This is a genomic window from Ammonifex thiophilus, assembly GCF_003368535.1.
GTDB classification, from domain to species: Bacteria; Bacillota; Desulfotomaculia; order Desulfotomaculales; family Ammonificaceae; genus Ammonifex; species Ammonifex thiophilus.
Genome location: NZ_QSLN01000091.1, coordinates 1 through 255, shown reverse-complemented (window position 1 = coordinate 255; position 255 = coordinate 1). Strand labels below are relative to the sequence as shown.

Below are 255 nucleotides of genomic sequence, written 5' to 3'. Positions count from 1 at the left end.
ACGAAGTCTGCGTCCTCGATCAAGACGGCACCGAACTTGCCCATTTCCGGATTCCCCACACATGCCATGGCCTGGAAACCCTCAAGAAGCAGCTGCTGCGCTATGTAACTTCGCCAGAAGAAGCACCTTGCTTCCTGGAAACCAGTCAGGGCCTTCTGGTCCAGTTCCTCCTGGAGGCAGGATTCCCTGTCTACCCCCTCAACCCTAAAGTGGTTGACTACCGACGTAAACCTTCCGGGGCTAAAAGTGACACCA

At 55.3% G+C, this 255-nt stretch carries 1 protein-coding gene; it reads left to right on the top strand.

Annotation, left to right across the window (positions count from 1 at the left end; translation table 11 throughout):
- The coding region (locus tag DXX99_RS11205) for an IS110 family transposase (protein ID WP_165847853.1) at window positions 1-255 on the top strand (255 nt) is incomplete at both ends.